This is a genomic window from Streptomyces sp. NPDC079020, assembly GCF_044542225.1.
GTDB lineage: Bacteria > Actinomycetota > Actinomycetes > Streptomycetales > Streptomycetaceae > Streptomyces.
In genome coordinates this window covers 164,647-182,442 of record NZ_JBITUB010000013.1, presented here as the reverse complement: position 1 = coordinate 182,442, position 17,796 = coordinate 164,647, and the positions used below count along the sequence as shown (strand labels likewise).

Annotated in this window: 16 protein-coding genes; 9 read left to right on the top strand and 7 right to left on the bottom strand. The window is 71.1% G+C overall.

Going from position 1 to position 17,796, the window contains the following annotated elements; all coding sequences use genetic code 11:
• Positions 1-36 precede the first annotated feature (36 nt).
• On the top strand, positions 37-1,239 hold the full coding sequence (locus ACIGJO_RS26215; RefSeq protein WP_399961987.1) for an ABC transporter ATP-binding protein: 1,203 nt from the start codon (positions 37-39) through the stop codon (positions 1,237-1,239).
• Positions 1,240-1,267: 28 nt separating this feature from the next.
• Here ACIGJO_RS26215 and ACIGJO_RS26210 read toward each other — a convergent pair whose 3' ends face one another.
• Positions 1,268-2,389, bottom strand: coding sequence for an alpha/beta hydrolase (locus ACIGJO_RS26210; protein WP_399961985.1), 1,122 nt, complete (start codon positions 2,387-2,389; stop codon positions 1,268-1,270).
• 143 nt (positions 2,390-2,532) lie between these two features.
• Between ACIGJO_RS26210 and ACIGJO_RS26205 the strand changes: the two genes are divergently transcribed.
• From ACIGJO_RS26205 to ACIGJO_RS26180, 6 genes are all read left to right on the top strand, one after another.
• Positions 2,533-4,365 carry a phosphatidylglycerol lysyltransferase domain-containing protein gene (locus ACIGJO_RS26205; protein WP_399961983.1) on the top strand — a complete coding sequence of 611 codons (1,833 nt, stop codon included), beginning with the start codon at positions 2,533-2,535 and terminating at the stop codon, positions 4,363-4,365.
• 93 nt (positions 4,366-4,458) lie between these two features.
• Positions 4,459-5,256, top strand: a complete 798-nt coding sequence (gene folP, locus ACIGJO_RS26200; RefSeq protein ID WP_399962106.1) for a dihydropteroate synthase — start codon at positions 4,459-4,461, stop codon at positions 5,254-5,256.
• A complete protein-coding gene (locus tag ACIGJO_RS26195; protein WP_399961981.1) occupies positions 5,253-5,726 on the top strand; it encodes a nuclear transport factor 2 family protein in 474 nt (157 codons plus the stop codon). The genes folP and ACIGJO_RS26195 overlap by 4 nt, the downstream gene beginning before the upstream one ends.
• A 191-nt stretch (positions 5,727-5,917) precedes the next feature.
• Positions 5,918-6,277, top strand: coding sequence for a dihydroneopterin aldolase (folB, locus tag ACIGJO_RS26190; protein WP_399961979.1), 360 nt, complete (start codon positions 5,918-5,920; stop codon positions 6,275-6,277).
• Positions 6,274-6,885 (top strand): 2-amino-4-hydroxy-6-hydroxymethyldihydropteridine diphosphokinase, encoded by a 612-nt coding sequence (gene folK / locus ACIGJO_RS26185; protein ID WP_399961977.1) that lies wholly within the window; start codon positions 6,274-6,276, stop codon positions 6,883-6,885. The genes folB and folK overlap by 4 nt, the downstream gene beginning before the upstream one ends.
• A 74-nt stretch (positions 6,886-6,959) precedes the next feature.
• Positions 6,960-7,442 carry a DUF3180 domain-containing protein gene (locus ACIGJO_RS26180; RefSeq protein WP_399961975.1) on the top strand — a complete coding sequence of 161 codons (483 nt, stop codon included), beginning with the start codon at positions 6,960-6,962 and terminating at the stop codon, positions 7,440-7,442.
• A 68-nt stretch (positions 7,443-7,510) separates the two neighbouring features.
• On the opposite strand, the gene folE is transcribed toward ACIGJO_RS26180, so the two are convergent.
• From folE to dacB, 6 genes are all read right to left on the bottom strand, one after another.
• Complete coding sequence (folE, locus tag ACIGJO_RS26175) at positions 7,511-8,116, bottom strand: GTP cyclohydrolase I FolE (protein WP_399961973.1); 606 nt, start codon at positions 8,114-8,116, stop codon at positions 7,511-7,513.
• 161 nt (positions 8,117-8,277) lie between these two features.
• On the bottom strand, positions 8,278-10,335 hold the full coding sequence (gene ftsH, locus ACIGJO_RS26170) for an ATP-dependent zinc metalloprotease FtsH (RefSeq protein WP_399961971.1): 2,058 nt from the start codon (positions 10,333-10,335) through the stop codon (positions 8,278-8,280).
• A gap of 221 nt (positions 10,336-10,556) precedes the next feature.
• Positions 10,557-11,096 (bottom strand): hypoxanthine phosphoribosyltransferase, encoded by a 540-nt coding sequence (hpt, locus tag ACIGJO_RS26165; protein WP_399962104.1) that lies wholly within the window; start codon positions 11,094-11,096, stop codon positions 10,557-10,559.
• A gap of 99 nt (positions 11,097-11,195) precedes the next feature.
• Positions 11,196-12,305, bottom strand: a complete 1,110-nt coding sequence (gene tilS, locus ACIGJO_RS26160) for a tRNA lysidine(34) synthetase TilS (RefSeq protein WP_399961969.1) — start codon at positions 12,303-12,305, stop codon at positions 11,196-11,198.
• Between the two features lie 184 nt (positions 12,306-12,489).
• Entirely contained in the window at positions 12,490-13,626 is a 1,137-nt protein-coding gene (locus tag ACIGJO_RS26155) for a zinc-dependent metalloprotease (RefSeq protein ID WP_399961966.1), read from the bottom strand.
• 49 nt (positions 13,627-13,675) lie between these two features.
• Positions 13,676-15,184 (bottom strand): D-alanyl-D-alanine carboxypeptidase/D-alanyl-D-alanine-endopeptidase, encoded by a 1,509-nt coding sequence (dacB, locus tag ACIGJO_RS26150; RefSeq protein WP_399961964.1) that lies wholly within the window; start codon positions 15,182-15,184, stop codon positions 13,676-13,678.
• A gap of 86 nt (positions 15,185-15,270) precedes the next feature.
• Here dacB and ACIGJO_RS26145 point away from each other — a divergent pair, with 86 nt between their 5' ends.
• Positions 15,271-15,765: an inorganic diphosphatase gene (locus tag ACIGJO_RS26145; RefSeq protein WP_003968257.1), complete on the top strand. Its 495-nt coding sequence runs from the start codon at positions 15,271-15,273 to the stop codon at positions 15,763-15,765.
• Between the two features lie 203 nt (positions 15,766-15,968).
• The gene (locus tag ACIGJO_RS26140; protein ID WP_399962102.1) at positions 15,969-17,699 is read left to right on the top strand and encodes a threonine/serine exporter family protein; all 1,731 of its coding nucleotides are present in this window, start codon (positions 15,969-15,971) and stop codon (positions 17,697-17,699) included.
• Positions 17,700-17,796: the final 97 nt, after the last annotated feature.

Sequence of the window (17,796 nt, the reverse complement as noted above, 5' to 3'; positions counted from 1 at the left end):
ATGTCCTTCACAGAACGCCCGTCACCATGGGGAATCATGATCCGTTTCGAGCACGTCACCAAGCGGTACACGGACGGCACCACCGCCGTCGACGACCTTTCCTTCGAGGTCGCCGAGGGGGAACTGGTCACGCTCGTCGGGCCTTCCGGCTGCGGCAAGACGACCACCATGAAGATGGTGAACCGGCTGATCGAACCGACCGAGGGACGGATATTCCTCGACGGGGACGACATATCCGCCATCGACCCCGTCCGGCTCCGGCGCCGGATCGGCTATGTGATCCAGCAGGTCGGCCTCTTCCCGCACAAAACGGTCCTGGAGAACACCGCGACCGTGCCCCATCTCCTCGGCTGGAACCGCGGAAAGGGCCGCGCGCGCGCCGCCGAACTCCTCGACCTGGTCGGACTCGATCCTTCCGTTTATGGCGGCCGTTATCCGGAACAGCTCTCCGGCGGACAGCGCCAACGTGTCGGTGTGGCCCGCGCATTGGCCGCCGACCCGCCCGTACTGCTGATGGATGAACCTTTCGGGGCGGTCGACCCCGTCGTCCGTGAACGGCTCCAGAACGAATTCCTGAAACTCCAGGCGCAGGTCAGGAAAACCGTGCTGTTCGTCACCCACGACATCGAGGAGGCCGTCCGGCTCGGGGACCGCATCGCCGTCTACGGACAGGGCCGCATCGAGCAGTTCGACTCCCCCGCCACCGTGCTCGGCGCGCCCGCCACGCCGTACGTCGCGGACTTCGTCGGCGCCGACCGCGGCCTGAAGCGGCTGTCGGTGACACCGATCGAGGAGAGCGACCTCGACCAGCCGCCCGTCGTCCACCTCGACGACCCGCTCACCACGGCCACCGAACGGCTCCGGGCCGAGGGCGCGCGCTGGGCGGTCGTCCTGGACGGACAGGACAATCTGCACGGCTGGATCTCCGCCACCGGCACCGGCACCGCCACCGCCACCGGCACCGCCTCCGGCGACGGGGGCACGGTCCGCGAACACGCCCGCCGCATGGAGGCGTGGCTCCCGCTCGGCGCCCCGCTCAAACAGGCCTTCGCCACCATGCTCCAGCACGACGCGGGCTGGATCGCGGTCATCGACGAGGAGAGCACCGGCCGCTTCCTCGGTGTCCTCACCCCGGCCCGGCTGCACGAGGCCCTGCGCCGCTCGATCGACGCGGACGCCCAGCACCTGCCGCGCGCCGAGGTCGCCGTGGAGACCGTGGCGAGGGTCAGCGCCTCCTGACGGGGCGGCCGCCCTCCCGCCGCCGCGCTCAGTTCTCGCTCAGCCTGCCGCTCATCCAGTCCAGGGCCGAAGGGATCTCCCGCCGCCAGGTGTTGAAGTTGTGCCCGCCGCTGTCGAGCACGATCGAGGACACCCGCGCGGGAGCCTTCACCCGCTTGATGAAGTCCTTGGTCCCCCTGAGGTTCCCCTCGCCCTGACGTGACGTCGTGACCAGGAAGGACCCGCCGGCCGGGGGCCGGTTCTCCAGGGTCCACAGCAGGTCGGCCCGGTTGCGCGCCGCCTCGTCGCCGTGGAACAGATCGCCCGTCGTCGGGTCCTCGGCCGCCTTGTAGTACGCGGACAGCCCGACGCTCACCGAGAACCGGTCCGGGTGGTGCAGCCCGATCTTGAGCGCGCAGTAGCCGCCGGTCGAGTTGCCGATGATGCCCCAGTTACGGGCCTTCTTCCCGACCCGGTACGACTCCGAGATCGCCCGGGGCAGATCCTTCGCGAAGAACGTCTCCGTCTGCGGCCCGTCGGCGATGTCCACGCACTCGGTGTCCCTGGGGGGCGCCACCGTGGGCCGCAGCATCACCAGGATCATCGGCTGCGCCTTGCCCGCCTTCACCCGCTCCAGTGCCGTCTGCGGGTAGCGGAGCCCCTTGAGCAGGTTCTCGGCCGTGCCCGGGTAGCCCGTGAGCACGACGACGGCCGGGAACTTCCGCCCGGCGTAGGCCGGCTGGAAGTACTCCGGCGGCAGATAGACGTACGCCGGGCTCTCGATGTCCGAGGCCCGCCCGGAGACGACGACCTTGTCGATCCGCCCGCCCTTCGTGGGCCGGCTGCCGCCCGGCACGTCCGGCGTCTGGGTGCCCACCCGGACCATGTTCCCGGAGGCGGGCGAACCGCCCGCGTGATCGGTGACCACGCCCAGGTCCTGCTGCTGCCCGAAGAGGTCGGCCCAGGAGCCGTAGAAGAGGAACGAGTTGTTCGCCAGCAGGCCGACCGAGACGAACACCGCCACCTGGGTCGCCAGCAGCAGCCCGATCCGGCCCGCGACCGCGCGGACACCGTGGCGTGCCAGCCGCGGCCAGAGCCAGATCGTGGCGGCGAACAGCAGGACGGCCAGTGATGCCGCCAGCGCCAGAACAGCGTTGCTGGTGAGACCCATGAGTGAAGTCGAGCTTTCTGTGCAGGAATTTTCCGGAATGCGGAGGAACCCACTCCCCGGAAGCCTCGTCCTAGAGGGCGCACATCGTCCGTAGGGGCTTCGGCCGACGGACCTAACAATCTCTCGCGGAGCCACGGGAAGCGATGTCTGTCACGCTAGATGGGGATAAATCAGGGTCGGTTCCGCAACGCGTACGCAAGTTCGTACGCGGGCCGCGACCCGAATCCATACCTGCCCTGGTCGGCAGCGCCTGCGCCGTCGTCGGTCTGATCGATGTCGCCGCAGGTATCTTCCCCCGATTCCGGCACAGCCGGATGCACACCGTCGCCGAGGTGCTCCCCGGCGCCCTCGGCCCGTTCGCCGCAGCGCTCTCGCTGAGCGCGGGGCTGCTGCTGCTCCTGCTGGCGCACGGGCTGAAGCGGCACAAGCGGAGGGCCTGGCGGGCCGCCGTCGTGCTGCTCCCGGCCGGGGCCGCCGCGCAGTTCGCGTACCGTCACTCGGTCGTCGGCGTCCTCGTCTCCCTGACGCTGTGTTACCTGCTGGTGCGCCACCGGAGTGAATTCCGCGCGCTTCCCGACCCACGGAGCCGTTGGAGGGCACTGGCCAACTTCGTACTGCTCGGTGCGGGTTCGCTCGTGCTCGGTCTGGTCATCGTCAGCGTCCACCCCGGCCGGGTCGTCGGGACCCCGTCCATCGCCGACCGCCTCCAGCACGTGATGTACGGACTGTTCGGCTTCGAGGGCCCCGTCTACTACGCCGGGCGGACCTCCTGGACCGTGGCGTACTCGCTCGGCGCCCTCGGCCTGCTGACCGCCGTCACCACCGTGTACCTCGCCTTCCGCCCCGAGCACCCGGCCGCCCGCCTCACCGAGGACGACGAGGCCCGGCTGCGGGCGCTGCTGGAGCGGCACGGCGGCCGCGACTCGCTCGGCCACTTCGCGCTCCGCCGCGACAAGGGCGTCGTCTTCTCCCCCAGCGGCAAGGCCGCCGTCTGCTACCGGGTGGTGTCCGGGGTGATGCTCGCCAGCGGCGACCCGATCGGCGACGTGGAGGCCTGGCCCGGCGCCATCGAGCGCTTCATGGACGAGGCGAAGGCCCACTCCTGGACCCCCGCCGTGATGGGGTGCAGTGAGACCGGCGGCGAGGTCTGGACCCGCGAGACCGGGCTCTCCGCCCTGGAACTGGGCGACGAGGCGGTGGTGGACGTCGCGGATTTCTCCCTCGCCGGGCGGGCTATGCGGAACGTGCGCCAGATGGTCAAGCGCATCGAACGTAACGGTTACGAGACCCGGGTCCGGCGCGTACGGGACATCGGTGACACCGAACTGGAACGCATCCGGGCGGCCGCCGCCGACTGGCGCGGCACCGACACCGAGCGCGGCTTCTCCATGGCGCTCGGCCGGATCGGCGACCCCGGCGACGGCGACTGCGTCATCGCCACCGCCCACCTCGCCGGCTCCGGCCCCGGGGAGGAGTCCCCGTACGGGGACCTGAAGGCCGTGCTCCACTTCGTGCCCTGGGGGCGCGACGGAATGTCCCTCGAACTGATGCGCCGCGACCGCTCCGCCGACCCCGGCATGAACGAGCTGCTGATCGTCGCCTCCCTCCAGGCCGCCCCCAAGCTGGGCGTCACCCGGGTGTCGCTGAACTTCGCGATGTTCCGCTCGGCACTGGCCCGGGGCGAGCGGCTGGGAGCGGGACCGGTGCTGCGCTGCTGGCGCGGGCTGCTGATCTTCCTCTCGCGCTGGTTCCAGATCGAGTCGCTGTACAAGTTCAACGCCAAGTTCCGGCCGCGCTGGGAACCCCGCTTCGTCGTCTTCCGCACCGGCCGTGACCTGCCCCGCATCGGCTTCGCGGCGATGCAGGCCGAGGGCTTCGTGAACCTCTCGCTGCCCCGCCCGTTCCGGGCCCGCCGCCCCCGCCCGTGCCCCCATCAGGCCCAGCGCGGCCAGGAGCCCGGGGTACGCGCTGCGTGACCGGCCGCCGTACGGGCCTACGCTGGTCGTATGAGTACGTTGCGCGGACGGGGCACGGTGCGAGGCCTGCCGGAGTGGGACCGCTGTGCGGTCATGGGGGTCGTCAACGTGACCCCCGATTCCTTCTCCGACGGGGGCCGCTGGTTCGACACCAGGGCCGCGGTCAAGCACGGCCTCGACCTGGTGGCCGAGGGCGCGGACCTGGTCGACGTCGGCGGTGAGTCGACCCGGCCGGGCGCCAGCCGGGTCGACGAGTCGGAGGAGCTGCGGCGGGTGGTCCCCGTCGTGCGGGAGCTGGCCGCCGAGGGCGTCACCGTCTCCGTGGACACCATGCGGGCCCGCGTCGCCGAACAGGCCGTCGCCGCAGGTGCGGCCCTGGTCAACGACGTCAGCGGCGGCCTCGCCGACCCGGACATGGTCCCGGTCGTCGCCGCCGCCGGTGTGCCGTTCGTCGTCATGCACTGGCGCGGCTTCAGCGAGTCCATGAACAGCCGGGCGGTGTACGAGGACGTCGTCGCCGAGGTCGTCGCGGAGCTGCGGGAGCGGATGGACGCCGTGATCGCCGGCGGGGTGGCCCCCGAACGCCTGGTGATCGACCCGGGCCTCGGCTTCGCCAAGGACGCCACCCACGACCTCTCGCTCGTCGCGCACCTGGGCGAGCTGCGCACCCTGGGCCGCCCGCTGCTCGTCGCCGCCTCCCGCAAGCGGTTCCTCGGCCATGTCCTGGCCGGGCCGGGCTCCGCCCCGCCGCCGGCCCGGGAGCGCGACGCCGCGACGGCCGCGGTCTCCGCCCTCTCCGCCCGGGCGGGCGCCTGGGCCGTCCGGGTCCACGAGGTCCGGGCCACCGCCGACGCCGTGCGGGTCGCCCGTGCCGTGGAAGGAGCCGCGTGAACGACGACCGGGCACAGGCCGCCGAGGACATCGCGGAGGTCGAGCAGGCCAACAGGGCCTTCTACGAGGCGATGGAGCGCGGGGACTTCGAGGAGCTCTCCGGCCTCTGGCTGCCGGGCGAGGACCTCACCGTCTCCTGTGTGCACCCCGGCTGGCCGGTACTCGCGGGCCGCGGGGAGGTACTGCGCAGTTACGCGCTGATCATGGCGAACACCGAGTACATCCAGTTCTTCCTCACCGATGTCTCCGTCGCCATGACCGGCGACACCGCGCTGGTCACCTGCACGGAGAACATCCTGAGCGGCGGCCCGGCCGAGGAGGGCAACTCCCTGGGCCCCCTCGTCGGACAGCTCGTCGTCGCCACCAATGTGTTCCGCCGCACATCCGACGGCTGGAAGCTCTGGTCGCACCACGGCTCTCCCGTACTGACCGAAAACGGTGAGGACGAGGACGGGGAGAACCCCTCCTGAGCGGGTACCCGCCCGGTGGGGGTTGGGCTCCGGAGCCACGGGGTAGGGGCGGCTACCAGTCCCGTGAGGTCCTGACCACAGCCCCCACGGGCGAGCACTGTCGGTGCTCGCAGGTAGATTCGAAGGAAGGCACACCGCCGCCCGCACGCGGCCATGTGCCTCGACGACCAACGACAGCAGGAGTGATTCGCGTGGATCGTGTCGCGCTGCGCGGCCTCAAGGCCCGTGGGCACCATGGCGTCTTTCCCCGGGAACGGGAAGAGGGCCAGACCTTCATCGTGGATCTGGTGCTCGGCCTCGACACCCGCCCCGCCGCGGCGGCCGACGACCTGTCGCGCACCGTGCACTACGGCGTGGTCGCGGAGGAGGTCGTCGGCGTCGTCCAGGGCGAACCGGTCGATCTGATCGAGACGCTCGCCGAGCGCATCGCCCAGCAGTGCCTCACGCACGAAGGAGTCCAGGAAGTGGAGGTGATCGTGCACAAGCCGGACGCCCCGATCACCGTCCCCTTCGACGACGTGACCATCACCATCACCCGGAGCCGAGCATGACCGCGTTTTCCACCGAGGGGCAGAGCGACCCGACCGTACAGCCGGTCCCCGCCGCCGTGGTCGAGCAGGTGGACGCCGCGGACATCACCCTCTCCAACCCCAAGCGGGCGGTGCTCTCGCTCGGCTCGAATCTGGGCAACCGCATGGAAACTCTCCAGGGTGCCATCGACGCGCTGGAGGACACCCCCGGCCTGCGGGTCAAAGCGGTCTCCCCGGTCTACGAGACGGAGCCCTGGGGCGTCGAGCCCGGCTCCCAGCCCTCGTACTTCAACGCGGTGGTCGTCGTGAAGACGACCCTGCCCCCGTCCTCCCTGCTGGAGCGCGGTCAGGCCATCGAGGAGGCCTTCGACCGGGTCCGCGACGAGCGCTGGGCACCGCGCACGATCGACGTCGACATCGTGTCGTACGCCGATGTGGTCTCCGACGATCCGACGCTCACGCTTCCCCACCCCCGCGCCCACGAGCGGGCCTTCGTGCTCGCCCCGTGGCACGACGTGGACCCCGAGGCCCGGCTGCCCGGCACCGGAGCGGTCGCCGACCTGCTGGCCGGGGTGGGGCGCGAGGGCGTACTGCCCCGTGCCGATCTGGAACTCCGGCTGCCCGAGTAGTCGTTAGGCTTCGAGGACACGGGCCGCCCCGAGGCGGCCGGACCGGCAAACGGCGGCGAAGGGTGGCTCACGCGGTGAAGCAGCTACGGCTCAGGGTGCTGGCGGGCCTTTTCGCCGGCGCCGGGGTGCTGTCCTGGGGCGTGGCCAGGCTCTGGGACTCGCTGGACAGCCTGCCGAGCGTGCCGCTGGCCGCCCCGGTCGTGCTCGCGGTGATCGCGGTGGTCCTGCTCGCCACGGCCATCTCCCTCCGCGCCCGGCTGCGCGCCCAGCGCGAGCGCCGGCCGGGAGCGAAGGGCGTCGAGCCGCTGATGGCCGCCCGCGCGGTCGTCTTCGGCCAGGCGAGCGCCCTGGTCGCCGCCCTGGTCGCCGGGTTGTACGGCGGCGTGGGCGTCCATCTGCTCGGCTCCCTCGACATCCCTCCCCGTCGCGACCAGGCCATCTACGCGGGCCTCGCGGTGGTGGCGGGCATCGCCGTGATCGCGGCCGCGATGTTCCTGGAGCGGGTCTGCCGGCTCCCGGAGGACCACGACGACGACAAGAGCACGGCCGCCGCGTGAGCGGCGCGCCGTGCCCCTGTCCCCTTCCCGGCTGAACCGCCCCGGCCGCGGCCCGGAGCCGTACCGCGTCAGTGCGCCATGATGAGGCTCATGGCCTCGGCGCGCGTCGCGGCATCGCGGAGCTGACCCCGTACGGCCGAGGTGATCGTCTTCGCGCCGGGCTTGCGGATGCCCCGCATCGACATGCACATGTGCTCGCACTCGACGACGACGATCACACCGCGCGGCTCCAGTATCTGCATCAGCGACTCGGCGATCTGCGTGGTGAGGCGCTCCTGGACCTGCGGGCGGCGGGCGTAGACGTCGACCAGCCGGGCCAGCTTCGACAGGCCGGTGATCTTCCCGGTGGTCGCCGGGATGTAGCCGACGTGCGCGACGCCCCGGAACGGCACCAGGTGGTGTTCACATGTGCTGAACACCTCGATGTCCTTCACCAGCACCATCTCGTCGTGGCCCAGGTCGAACGTGGTCGTCAGCACGTCCTCGGGCTCCTGGTACAGGCCCGCGAATATCTCCTTGTACGCCCGTGCCACCCGCCCCGGCGTCTCCCGCAGGCCCTCACGGTCCGGGTCCTCTCCGACCGCGATGAGCAGCTCGCGCACCGCCGCCTCGGCCCGCTTCTCGTCGAACTCGCCGATCGAACCCTCGCCGTCCAGCGTCACCGGGTCGGTCATCTGTGCCTCGTTCCTCTGTGCTGTCACAAGCGCGGGCCGCGCAAACCCCGCAGGCATACGGAAAAGCCGCGCCCCCACAGGCTAAAACCTGGGGGGCGCGGCATCCATTCCGGGCCCGGCGGGACCCCCATGACAGGGGTCACACCGGAGTCGGTACGGGGCTAACTCTCCGGACGGTCCTCCGGAATCGCCTCGGTGGACGGGGCGATGTCCTTCGTCAGGTCCTTCGGGGCGATCTCCGCCGGAGCCGCCGAACCATTGGCGGTGGAGGCGCCATTGGTGAGGGCCAGCTCCTTGGGCGAGAGCACCGGCGGCCGCGTCGACGGGGTGCGCCGGGCGGAGCCGGTCCACGCCGGGCGGGCCGGACGCTTCACGATCGGGGCGAAGATCTCGGCGATCTGCTCCTTGCCGAGCGTCTCCTTCTCAAGGAGTTCGAGGACGAGGGCGTCGAGGATGTCGCGGTTCTCGACGAGGATCTCCCAGGCCTCGTTGTGCGCGGTCTCGATGAGCTTCTTGACCTCTTCGTCGACGAGCGCCGCGACCTCTTCCGAGTAGTCGCGCTGGTGACCCAGCTCCCGGCCCAGGAAGGGCTCGGTGTTGTCGCCGCCGAACTTGATCGCGCCGAGCCGCTCCGTCATGCCGTACTGCGTGACCATCGCGCGGGCCGTGGCACTGGCCTTCTCGATGTCGTTCGCGGCGCCGGTGGTCGGGTCGTGGAAGACCAGCTCCTCGGCCGCGCGCCCGCCCAGCATGTAAGCCAGCTGGTCGAGCATCTCGTTGCGCGTCGTGGAGTACTTGTCCTCCTCCGGGAGCACCATCGTGTAACCGAGGGCGCGGCCGCGGGAGAGAATCGTGATCTTGTGGACCGGGTCCGACTGGGGAGAAGCCGCCGCGACCAGGGCGTGGCCGCCCTCGTGGTACGCGGTGATCTTCTTTTCCTTCTCGGACATGATCCGGGTCCGCTTCTGCGGGCCCGCCACGACGCGGTCGATGGCCTCGTCGAGCATGCTGTTGTCGATCAGCGTCTTGTTGCTGCGCGCCGTGAGGAGCGCGGCCTCGTTGAGCACGTTCGACAGGTCGGCACCGGTGAAGCCGGGCGTACGGCGGGCGACGGCGCCGAGATCGACGTCCTTCGCGACCGGCTTGCCCTTCTGGTGCACCTTGAGGATTTCGAGCCGGCCCAGCATGTCCGGGCGGTCGACCGCGATCTGCCGGTCGAAACGTCCCGGGCGCAGCAGTGCCGGGTCGAGGATGTCCGGCCGGTTCGTGGCGGCGATCAGGATGACGCCGCCCTTCACGTCGAAGCCGTCCATCTCGACGAGCAGCTGGTTGAGGGTCTGCTCGCGCTCGTCGTGACCGCCGCCCATACCGGCACCGCGGTGCCGGCCGACAGCGTCGATCTCGTCGACGAAGACGATCGCCGGGGCGTTCGCCTTGGCCTGCTCGAAGAGGTCACGGACCCGGGAGGCACCGACACCGACGAACATCTCGACGAAGTCGGAACCGGAGATCGAGTAGAACGGCACGCCCGCCTCACCCGCGACAGCGCGGGCGAGCAGCGTCTTGCCCGTACCGGGCGGCCCGTACAGCAGGACGCCCTTGGGGATCTTGGCACCGACGGCCTGGAACTTCGCCGGCTCCTGGAGGAACTCCTTGATCTCGTGGAGCTCCTCGACAGCCTCGTCGGACCCCGCCACATCGGCGAACGTCGTCTTGGGGGTGTCCTTGGTGATCAGCTTGGCCTTGGACTTGCCGAACTGCATGACCTTGGATCCGCCGCCCTGCATCTGATTCATCAGAAACAGGAAGACGACCACGATCAGGACGAAGGGCAGCAGCGAGAGGAGGATCGAGACGAACGGGGACTGCTTCGACGGCGAGACGGTGTAACCCTTCTCGATGTCACCGCTCTCGAACTTCTTCTGCAGTGTGTCGGCGAGCTCGACACCCTGGTTGCCGATGTAGCTCGCCTGGAACTTGCTGCCGGACTCGCCGTCGAGCTTCTGGCCGTCCTTCAGCTCAATCTTGAGATTCTGTTCGTCACCGGTGGTCAGCTTGGCCTGCTCCACCTGGTCCTTGCTGATCGCCTGGATCACCTTGCCGGTGTCCACCGTCTTATAGCCGCCAGACGAGCCGACGACCTGCATCAACACGACCACGGCGAGGACGGCCAGCACGATCCACATGACCGGCCCACGGAAGTATCGCTTCACGTCCATCCATACGGAGCGAAGTCGCCCCGTCCCTCCTGCCCGTAGGTAAATGCTGCTGTGAGATAAAGACTGTTCTTCGGACGGTACCCCAGCATTGTCGCCTGCGACGGCCGGGAACGTCCGGGAATCCCGCTTTCGAAGCCTTCAACGGCGGGAAAACAGTGAGGGTTCCCCAGAGTTCGCCCGGCTTCGGGGCCGGTTCGGGGTGGTTCGGACCCTTCGGGGCGTCAGCCGCCGTAGACGTGCGGGGCGAGTGTGCCGACGAAGGGAAGGTTGCGGTACTTCTCCGCGTAGTCCAGCCCGTAGCCCACGACGAACTCGTTGGGGATGTCGAAGCCGATCCACTTCACGTCGATCGCGACCTTCGCGGCGTCCGGCTTGCGCAGCAGGGTGCAGACCTCGAGCGTGGCCGGCTCCCGGGAGCCCAGGTTGGACAGCAGCCAGGACAGGGTCAGACCGGAGTCGATGATGTCCTCGACGATCAGGACGTGCTTGCCCTTGATGTCGGTGTCCAGGTCCTTGAGGATCCGGACGACGCCGGAGGACTGGGTGCCCGCGCCGTACGAGGAGACGGCCATCCAGTCCATCGTGACGGGGGTGGACAGCGCGCGCGCCAGGTCCGCCATGACCATCACCGCGCCCTTGAGGACTCCGACGATGAGCAGGTCCCTGCCCGCGTACTCCGCGTCGATCTTCGCGGCCAGCTCGACGAGCTTCGCGTCGATCTCTTCCTTGGTGAGGAGCACCGACTGAAGGTCGGTGCCCATGTCCTTCTCGTTCACCCGCGTCTCTTTCTTCGCCCGTCGGACCCGGGGCTGACCCCGGGCCCGGCCGGCTGTTTCGCCTGCATTTCAGCCGCTTGCGCTTCAGCTCTGCCGAATCACCAGTCTGCCACCCTGCCGCCGGGCTTCGACGCGGCCCGGCAGGTTGAGGGCCCGCTGGCCGCGCCAGCCGGTGATCAGACGGTCGACTTCCTCGATGTGCCGGGCGAAGAGCGATCCGGCCGGCGCACCGGCGTCGATCACGGCCCGGCGCAGCACCCGGCGGCGTACCGCGGGCGGCAGGACGTAGAGCTTGGCGCACTCCAGCCGGCCGTCGTCGTCGCGTACGGAGGCCTCGGCCTCGGCGGCCCAGGTGTCGAGGGCGTCGGCATCGTCGCGGGAGAGCTGGGCCGTACGGGCGAGGGCCTCGACGACTCCTTTGCCGAGCGCCTTCTCCAGGGCCGGCAGGCCCTCGTGGCGGAGCCGGGAGCGGGTGTAGGCGGGGTCGATGTTGTGCGGGTCGTCCCAGACGGGGAGCGACTGGACCAGACAGGCCTTGCGGGCGGTCTGCCGGTCGAGCTGGAGGAAGGGGCGGCGGTAGCGGCCGGCCGGTCCGGACGCGGCGGCCATGCCGGAGAGCGAGCGGATGCCGGAGCCGCGGGCGAGGCCGAGCAGAACCGTCTCCGCCTGGTCGTCGCGGGTGTGGCCGAGGAGGACGGCGGCGGCGCCGTGGCGCTCGGCGGCGGCGTCCAGCGCGGCGTAGCGGGCATCGCGGGCGGCCGCCTCGGGGCCGCCGTCCCGCCCGACATCCACGGCGACGGACTCGACGGGGTCGAGATCCATGGCGGTGAGCCGGGCGACGACCTCGGCGGCGCGCAGGCCGGATCCCGCCTGGAGGTTGTGGTCGACGGTGATGCCACCGGCCCGGACGGCGAGTTTGCGGGACTCGAAGGCGAGGGCTGAGGCGAGCGCCATGGAATCGGCGCCGCCGGAGCACGCGACGAGCACGAGGGGGGTGGCGGGCCGTTCGGGGAGCGCGGTGCGGCCGGCGGCCGCACCGGCGCGGGCGAACCGGACGTGTTCGGCGCGCGGAGAGTGCTGCGCCTGTTCCGGATGCCGGTCGTGGTCGAAGTGCCGGCTGTAGTCGGTGAGTACGTCGTGGAGTACGCGGCGGACCGCCAGGCGTATCGCCGCGACCGCAGGATGGGGACCCATGTCCGGTGCCCTTCATGAAGTTCGGGGTGCGTCGGGTGCCGGAACAGGTGCGTCCCGTCACTCAGAGTGCGTCGATGGTGACAGAGCCAAGCTGCTCATCGAGCATTGCACGCCTACCCATGCCCTTATGGTCCCTCGGATGGGTGATTGGAGGGGCATTCTCCGGCCGTCGGGCCGGGCCGGGTCATGACTCTGCCTTACGGTGCACCCTCGCGACCCAGTCCGCCGGGCTGGCGATCTCCGCCTTGGTCGGCAGGGTGTTCGGCGAGGTCCAGACCCGGTTGAAGCCGTCCATGCCGACCTCGCCGACCACGGTCCGGACGAACTTCTCGCCGTCGCGGTACTGCCGCAGCTTGGCGTCCAGGCCCAGGAGCTTGCGCAGCGCCAGGTCGAGACGGCTCGCCCCGCGCGCCCTGCGCTGCTGGAACTTCTCCCGGATCTCGCCGACGGAGGCGACCACGTCGGGGCCCACCCCGTCCATCACGAAGTCCGCGTGCCCTTCGAGCAGCGACATCACGGCGGTCAGACGGCCGAGGATCTCGCGCTGACCGGGCGTCTGGACGACCTCGACCAGGCTGCGCCCGCCGTCCTCGCCCCGCTCGCCCTCGGGGCGGCTGCCGCCGGAGAGGGACTGCGCGGCCTCGCGCAGCCGCTCCAGGACGGTGACCGGGTCGACGTCGGTCTCGTCGAGGAAGGACTGGATCTCGCCCTGGAGGTGGTCGCGGAGCCAGGGCACCCCGGTGAACTGGGTGCGGTGGGTCTCCTCGTGGAGGGCCACCCAGAGCCTGAAGTCGTGCGGGTCGACGTCGAGTTCGCGCTCGACGTGGACGATGTTGGGGGCCACGAGCAGCAGCCGGCCGCCGCCGTCGGCGGAGCCGGGCAGCTCACGGGTGGCGGGGGCGAACGTCTCGTACTGGCCGAGGATCCGGGAGGCCAGGAACGACAGCAGCATGCCCAGTTCGACGCCGGTGACCTTGCCGCCGACCGCGCCCAGGACGGCGCCGCCCGTGCCGCCCGCGCGACGGTCCTGCATCTTCTCCAGGAGCGGACGGAGCAGTTCCCGGAAGCCCGCGACGTTGGCGCGGATCCAGCCCGCCCGGTCGACGACCAGGACCGGGGTGTCCTCCGGTTCGGTCCCCTCCGGGATCATCCGGGTGAAGTGACGGACGTGCTCCTCCGAGGCCTTGGCATGCCTGCGGAGCTCCGCGACGACGGCGCGGGCCTCCTCGCGGCTGATGTCGGGGCCCGGCCGGACCAGTCGGGTCGCGGTCGCAACCGCGAGCTTCCAGTCGACCATCTCGGCACCACCGATGCTCGTCATGCGTCAACCGTACGTGAGGGTGTCGCCCGGTGGTGGGGTGTTGCGCCGCTCATCGGGTGTTCCCCGTGAGGGCGGTGGCCAGGGCGTCGAGGGCGGATTCGGCCTCGGCCGCCGACGGGGTGCCGGACGCGAGGAAGGCGAAGGCGAGCAGCCGGCCCCGATGGTCGACGACCGTTCCGGCGAGGGCGTTGACGCCCGTGAGGGTGCCGGTCTTGGCGCGGACCAGGCCGGTGCCGTCGGAGGTCCCGGTGTAGCGGTTGCCGAGGGTGCCGCTGAAGCCCGCCACCGGGAGGCCGGTGAGGACCGGGCGGAGTTCGGGGTGGTCCGGGTCGGCGGCGCGGGCCAGCAGCGCGGCGAGCGTCGCCGCGGAGACCCGGTCGTCGCGGTCGAGGCCGCTGCCGTCGGCGAGGCGGGCGCCGGCGATCGGCACCTTCAGCTTCTTGAGCTGCGCGGTGACGGCACGCCGGGAGCCCTCGAAGTCGGCCGGTTCGCCCGCCGCGACGGCGGTCTGCCGGGCGAGCGCCTCGGCGATGTCGTTGTCGCTGTTGGTCAGGGCCCGTTCCACGAGGGCGGACAGCGGGGCGGAGCGGTGGGCGGCGACCGGCTCGGACGCGGCGGGGGCGCGGCCGGCGCGGGGCCCGGACCCCGCGTCGACGCCGTGGTCGCCGAGATACCCCGCGAAGGCGCGGGCGGCGTCCCCGGCCGGGTCCTCGGTGCGCGGGGCCGGGCCGCGGTCGCTGCGGTCGAGGCGGCCCTCGTCGACCATCAGGGCGCTGACGGGGGCGATGTTCTCGTTGGGGCCGATGCGGTGCCGGGCGGGCCCGGAGTAGCGGGAGGTGTCGTAGCGCAGATACGCCGTGGTGACGCCCTTCGCGCGCAGGGCCCGCGCGGTACCGGCCGCCAGCGAGCGCAGGGCGGCCTTGTCCAGGGTGGGGTCGCCGCCGCCGACGAGGGTCACGGTGCGCAGGTCGGGCGAGGCCCGGACCGTCGTGGTGATGCGGTGCCCGGGGCCGAGGGCGGAGAGCGCGGCGGCCGCGGTGGCGATCTTCACGGTGGAGGCCGGGGTCATCGGGGTGGCGGCCCCGTGCCCGTACAGCTGCTCGCCGGTGGCCGTGTCGATCACCGCGGCGGTGGCGCGGGCGCCGAGGGCGGGCGCGTCGAGCAGCCGGCCGAGGGCGTCCGGGAGACCGGCCGCGTCCTCGGGGGCCTTGGGGGCCGCCCCGCCGGCGGTGGTGCCGAGCGCGCTCAGCACGGCGGGCGCGCTGGGGGCGGGGGCCGGTCCGCCGGGCACGGTCCGGCCGTGATGTGCGCCACCTGTACGATCCCGGGCGGCGGCCCACTCCTGCTCGGCCTTACGCTGACCGGAGTCCCAGGGACCGGCGGCGATGACGGCGCCGGCCGCGACGACCAGGCCGAGCAGCGCGGAGCCGGTGACGAGCGGCCAGTTGTCCGACCCGAACGTCTTCTTCGGGTCCCTCAGCTTGTCCCTGAGCGTGTCTTTCAGCCCGCCCCACTTGTCCAACGGCTTGATCGAGGGTCTTTCCACCGGATCGGCCACCGTTGACCAGCCCCTTTCGCGAGCACTCTTCTGCGTGGGGGACACTTAATCACCAGTCGTATGTGTTGATCATGGAGGAGCCACCCGTGGAGTTCGACGTCACCATCGAGATTCCGAAGGGTTCGCGGAACAAGTACGAGGTGGACCACGAGACCGGCCGGATCCGTCTGGACCGTCGCCTCTTCACCTCGACCAGTTACCCCGCCGACTACGGATTCGTCGAGAACACCCTGGGCGAGGACGGCGACCCGCTGGACGCGCTGGTCATCCTGGACGAGCCGACCTTCCCCGGCTGCCTCATCAAGTGCCGCGCCATCGGCATGTTCCGTATGACGGACGAGGCCGGCGGCGACGACAAGCTGCTGTGCGTCCCGGCGTCCGACCCCCGGGTGGAGCACCTGCGCGACATCCACCACGTGTCGGAGTTCGACCGCCTGGAGATCCAGCACTTCTTCGAGGTCTACAAGGACCTGGAGCCCGGCAAGTCCGTCGAGGGCGCCGACTGGGTCGGCCGTGCCGAGGCGGAGGCCGAGATCGAGGCCTCGTACAAGCGTCTTGAGGCCCAGGGCGGCGCGCACTGACGCAGCTCTTCCGGTTCCGTTTGTGAGCCGGTCGGCCGTACGGGAACGGGCGGCACACCCTCGTGGGTGTGCCGCCCGTTTCCTGTTCCGCCGCGTGGAGTGCCCGGTTCGCGCGGGGGCCCGTTCGCGTGCGGGTCCCATGTCCGTGGCCATACTGGGCACAAGTGCCGCCAAGGGTGTGCAACGACGAGGAGCGGGGTCGAGTGGTGGCGGAACAGGGCGGTCCCGAGGACCAGAAGCCCCAGTCCGACGAGGCGCGCAGCGCCTTCTCCGCGCCTGCCGGGACGGGCCGGCCCGCCTCTCCGCCCGAGGACGACCATCCGACGTCCGAGTTCGCCCTGCCGCCCGGTGTGCAGACCGATGCGCCCGGCGGCTCCGGTGCGGGGTCCGCTCCCCCTTCCGGGGGCGGTACGGGAAGCGGCTCGGGCGGCGGGTCGAACTCCGACACACTGAGTTCCGCTTTCGCGCCGCCCAGGACCTACAGCGCCCAGCATTCGCCGCCCGCGTTCACTCCGGCGCAGGGCAGTCCGATGATCCGGCTGACCAAGGAAGCCCCCTGGCAGGACCGGATGCGCACGATGCTGCGGATGCCGGTGACCGAGCGCCCGGCCCCCGAGAGCGTGCAGCGGACGGACGACGTGGGCCCCGCCGTGCCGCGCGTGCTCGACCTGACACTCCGCATCGGGGAGCTGCTGCTGGCGGGCGGCGAGGGCGCCGAGGACGTCGAGGCGGCGATGTTCGCGGTGACACGTTCGTATGGTCTGGACCGGTCGGAGCCCACCGTCACGTTCACCCTGCTGTCCATCTCGCACCAGCCGTCGCTGGTCGACGACCCGGTGACGGCGAGCCGTACCGTACGCCGCCGGGGAACGGACTACACCCGGCTGGCCGCCGTGTTCCGGCTGATCGACGACATCACCACGGAAGAGGCCGATGTCTCGCTGGAGGAGGCCTACCGGCGCCTCGCGGAGATCCGCCGCAACCGGCACCCGTACCCGGGCTGGGTGCTGACCGCCGCCGCCGGGCTGCTCGCCGGTGCGGCCTCGGTCCTGGTCGGCGGTGGCATGCTGGTCTTCCTCGTGGCGGCGGCCGGCGCGATGCTCGGGGACCGGCTGGCCTGGCTCTGCGCCGGGCGCGGGCTGCCGGAGTTCTACCAGTTCATGGTCGCGGCCATGCCGCCCGCCGCGATGGGCGTCGCGCTGACCCTGACCCATTCCACCGACATCCGTCCGTCCGCGGTGATCACCGGTGGGCTGTTCGCGCTGCTCCCCGGGCGGGCGCTGGTCGCGGGTGTGCAGGACGGCCTGACCGGCTACTACATCACCGCCGCGGCCCGGCTGCTCGAAGTCATGTACTTCTTCATCGGCATCGTCACCGGTGTGCTGCTCATCCTCTATCTGGGGGTGCAGCTGGGGGTCGGGCTGAATCCGGACGCACGGTTCGTGCCCAACGACCGGCCGGTGCTGCAGATCCTGGCGTCGATGGCCCTGAGCCTGGCGTTCGCCGTCCTGCTCCAGCAGGAACGTTCCACCGTGCTCATGGTGACGCTCAACGGGGGCGTGGCCTGGATCATCTACGGGGCGATGGCCCGTACCAGTGACGTCTCCCCCGTGGCCGCCACGGCGGTGGCCGCCGGACTGGTGGGCCTGTTCGGACAGTTGTTCTCGCGCTACCGGTACACGTCCTCGCTGCCGTTCATCACGGCGGCGATCGGGCCCCTGCTGCCCGGTTCGGCGACGTACTTCGGACTGCTGGGTGTGGCACAGGGCGAGCTGGACACGGGGCTGGCCTCGCTGTCGACGGCGGTGGCGACCGCGCTGTCCATCGCGATCGGAGTGAACCTGGGGAGCGAGATCTCCCGGCTGTTCATGCGGGTGCCGGGCACGGTCGAGGGTGCGACCCGCCGCGCGGCCAAGCGGACACGCGGCTTCTGAGCCCCGCGTACGCGGTGCGGCGCCCCCGGGCGCGAAACGGGCCCCGTACGCGAAACGGCGCCCCCTCCGGATGCCGGAGGGGGCGCCGTTCGCATGG

What these genes read in the sequence shown, in the direction of transcription:
- ACIGJO_RS26215 (WP_399961987.1), top strand. Translation starts at nt 37, where the DNA reads ATGATCCGTTTCGAGCACGTCACCAAGCGGTACACGGACGGCACCACC.
- ACIGJO_RS26210 (WP_399961985.1), bottom strand. Translation starts at nt 2,389, where the DNA reads ATGGGTCTCACCAGCAACGCTGTTCTGGCGCTGGCGGCATCACTGGCC.
- ACIGJO_RS26205 (WP_399961983.1), top strand. Translation starts at nt 2,533, where the DNA reads ATGTCTGTCACGCTAGATGGGGATAAATCAGGGTCGGTTCCGCAACGC.
- folP (WP_399962106.1), top strand. Translation starts at nt 4,459, where the DNA reads ATGGGGGTCGTCAACGTGACCCCCGATTCCTTCTCCGACGGGGGCCGC.
- folK (WP_399961977.1), top strand. Translation starts at nt 6,274, where the DNA reads ATGACCGCGTTTTCCACCGAGGGGCAGAGCGACCCGACCGTACAGCCG.
- folE (WP_399961973.1), bottom strand. Translation starts at nt 8,116, where the DNA reads ATGACCGACCCGGTGACGCTGGACGGCGAGGGTTCGATCGGCGAGTTC.
- ftsH (WP_399961971.1), bottom strand. Translation starts at nt 10,335, where the DNA reads ATGGACGTGAAGCGATACTTCCGTGGGCCGGTCATGTGGATCGTGCTG.
- hpt (WP_399962104.1), bottom strand. Translation starts at nt 11,096, where the DNA reads ATGGGCACCGACCTTCAGTCGGTGCTCCTCACCAAGGAAGAGATCGAC.
- tilS (WP_399961969.1), bottom strand. Translation starts at nt 12,305, where the DNA reads ATGGGTCCCCATCCTGCGGTCGCGGCGATACGCCTGGCGGTCCGCCGC.
- ACIGJO_RS26155 (WP_399961966.1), bottom strand. Translation starts at nt 13,626, where the DNA reads ATGACGAGCATCGGTGGTGCCGAGATGGTCGACTGGAAGCTCGCGGTT.